Genomic DNA, 3,142 nt, shown 5'->3' with positions numbered 1-3,142 from the left:
AGATAACATTCAATCCAAACAAAATACTCAAGAAAACAATAAACTCATGTTTAATTTTACATTTTACTTCATTAAAATTAAGTGGAAGTAAAAAGAATAATAAGTATAATACTGCAATAAAGTTTGAAATCCCAATAGAAATCCAGCTTTCAAAATCAAATAATAAAACCACCGAACTCAAAAGAGAGATAACCGATAAATTCTTTACAATAGTTCTCTGTAATTTATCATCGAAATAAATTGTACTTGAAAAAAGCAGTATACTAATTAAAAGAGGAAACAGACTATTCTTACTTGTTAATGAAATAAAAATCACTAAAAATAATCCTAAAATCAACGTTAATATACCTACTAAAAAAAAAGTTTTTTTACTACGTAATCTCAAATCAAAAAATGGCAAATTTTCACTCATTATCTTTTAATTAAATCTTCTAACAGATTGCCTGTCACAAAGTAAGACCATAAATTCTCAATTAGTCACAAATTCTAAACAAACAAACAAAATACTCTACAACATCAATAGCAATTTAAAGGTTAACATACATATCATATCATAATAAAATCACAAATAGCGACTAAAAAAAATATAATTTTATATAATAAAACAATTTAAAAACAATAATGTTAAACTTTATTTTTTAACAAAAAATATCTTATTTAGACCTACTAAACTCCACTTTAAGCAAGGTAGTTAAAAAAATAGCAGTTCATTACCTAAGCTACTAACATACTTACTCAAATCGACACAAATAAACATAAATGTCACTAAATTGCAGTCAGAAAGTCACAACGTATTGTATAAAACACTTTACTGATAAGGCTACCGATTTTATCTAAAAGGTAGCCTTATTTTCTTCATTTCAATTAATGGCTTAATTCTTGGGGTACCCATAAAAAAACTACAGCAGTACATTAGCGTTTTCTAATCTAAAAACTACTTAATACATATCTATTTAATCTAAAGTTTGTTTAACTTTGGCAGTTACTCACATAAACAAACACAATATGATAATCGGAATCACCTTTGCCGCATTTTCACATTTACACGCAGGATATATCAAAATGCTTGAAGAGGCCAAAAGTCAATGTGATTACCTCATTGTTGGCTTAAACACTGTTGCCAATTACGACCCTACTGCTCCTATTATTGAAGACTTATCTTTAGTGGAACGCTATATTCAATTAAAAGGATGCAAATACGTAGATGAGATTATTCCCTACCAAAATGAAACAGACTTAGAAGACATTATGCGCGCCTATAAAATAGACGTGAGAATCATCGGTAAGGAATACAAGCTCAAACCCTTTACAGCGAAAGAATACTGCCTAAAGAAGAATATCCGCATTTACTACAACAACATGGATCTTCGACCAAGGAAAGTAATACGTCAAAAATAAAAAAGAGATGCCGTTTGGATAGCATCTCTTTTTTAAACATACCTCTAAATACTATTATTACTTAGAGCTTACTAACTATATCCATATTTTATGGACGCGGCTCACCTATCACAGGTACACCATTAAATTCAGCTTTAAAGTGCTTTTTAAAGTCACTTAATCTAACCATATCGACAACTACTTTATAGTTTGCCCCTTGTTTTGTTATGATTATATCTCCATAATCAATATCTGTATCTTTTTCATTGGTCTTTTTGTTTAGGATAGTATAAGATTTTCCTACTTGCCCAGGTCCAGGATTTATCTCAGCTTTACTATTTCTGATATACTTACCTTCTTTTAATTCTTCTTCTTTAGCATCAGTTGCAGCAATTTTAAATGTTACATCCCACTCATCACTTGTAAAGTATAGATAGTATGTCACATTCTTATTTACTTCATCCCCAGTAAAGTTCAATTTAGAAAAACGCAACGTTCCATCGTCCACTGGATCAGTTGGTACCTCTTTGGTTCTGACCTCTTCAGAGACTATAACTGTCATTCCCGTTGCAGAAAGCCCCGCCGCGTAGATTACATAATCAGTATCAGGCTTAGACACTTTTGGTTTTAAATTAGACGGTTGTTTTAAATTGATAATATTATTTCCATTCTCTAAAACAAACTCGGCTGTAATCTCCAAGTCTGCTACATCGGCTTTCTCTAACACCATATACCTTGCCTGTACAGCATCAGTTGGAGTAAGCGTAAATAACACTCTCTCGTGTGTCGAATCTACCTCAGTTAAAGCAATGCTAACATCTACCACTTGATCCTTAGTTGTAAACCCAATCCCTTTGTCGGTCATCGTTACAACTTCCTCTTGGTTTAGAGCTGCTACATACAGTTCGTATTCTTTACCAGGTAGTAATCCCTCGGCAGTAACATCCCCCTCTAAAGCCTCTACCTTTACACCCTTTTCTACAATCTCTTTTTGACTTACTTCCACACCTTTGTCCACAATGTGATAGTAAGCGCTCACAGCGTGTTTAGCCCCTATAGTAAAGGTTACACTACTTTCAGTCACTTGTTTTACCACAACATCCAAAGTTGCCTTTTCTGCTTCCTCTCCAGGCTCAGTAGGTTCACTTTCCGTAGGCGGTTTAGAATAGGGCGCACTATCGTCACTCGAACAGCTTACAACCGTAACTGAGCCTAACAAGACAAGAGATAACAAGCTTAATCTTACAGATTTTATTTTCATATTTATTAACTTTTACTTTTAGTTTTTATCGAATAATAACAAACAATAATAGTACAAATAATACAATAATCATAAAAAAATCAAATAAATATTATATATAAACCAAATATTAAAAAGCAACCAACAAAACATTTAAGCTAATATTAACTAAAACAAAACAAGGAAATATTATCAAAACAGCACACTACTAATATTCAATTACCATAAATTCAATTAGTTAAACTCCATCCAATACCTTATCACTAACCACAGTCCACAACTCGATCTATTAAAAAATCGTATATTTACACTATAGTATTTAATCGCAGAGAACTTCTGTATTATTACAAGTCTTTGGATTGAGATACAAACTTTTTATACTTTTAAGAATGATACTTTTTCTTCATTCGTAATAAAAAAAGGAAGCTGATCAGCTTCCTTTTTTTATTACCCTTTATTTCATTTATTAACACTTCATTAAGTTAATCGATACTTTATAGATAAAGCTAAAATGAGAATTATATC

3 protein-coding genes are annotated in these 3,142 nt (G+C 31.3%); 1 reads left to right on the top strand and 2 read right to left on the bottom strand.

Going from position 1 to position 3,142, the window contains the following annotated elements:
• Positions 1–412: hypothetical protein (locus GOQ24_RS16550; protein WP_208103226.1), on the bottom strand; the 412-nt coding region annotated here is incomplete at its 3' end.
• A 593-nt stretch (positions 413–1,005) separates the two neighbouring features.
• Here GOQ24_RS16550 and GOQ24_RS12090 point away from each other — a divergent pair.
• Entirely contained in the window at positions 1,006–1,398 is a 393-nt protein-coding gene (locus GOQ24_RS12090; protein ID WP_160339809.1) for an adenylyltransferase/cytidyltransferase family protein, read from the top strand.
• Positions 1,399–1,486: 88 nt separating this feature from the next.
• On the opposite strand, the gene GOQ24_RS12085 is transcribed toward GOQ24_RS12090, so the two are convergent.
• Entirely contained in the window at positions 1,487–2,638 is a 1,152-nt protein-coding gene (locus GOQ24_RS12085) for a hypothetical protein (protein WP_160339808.1), read from the bottom strand.
• Between the last annotated feature and the right edge of the window lie 504 nt (positions 2,639–3,142).

The organism is Myroides sp. LoEW2-1 (genome assembly GCF_009767705.1).
Lineage (GTDB): Bacteria > Bacteroidota > Bacteroidia > Flavobacteriales > Flavobacteriaceae > Flavobacterium > Flavobacterium album_A.
This window is presented reverse-complemented; position numbering and strand designations above follow the sequence as displayed.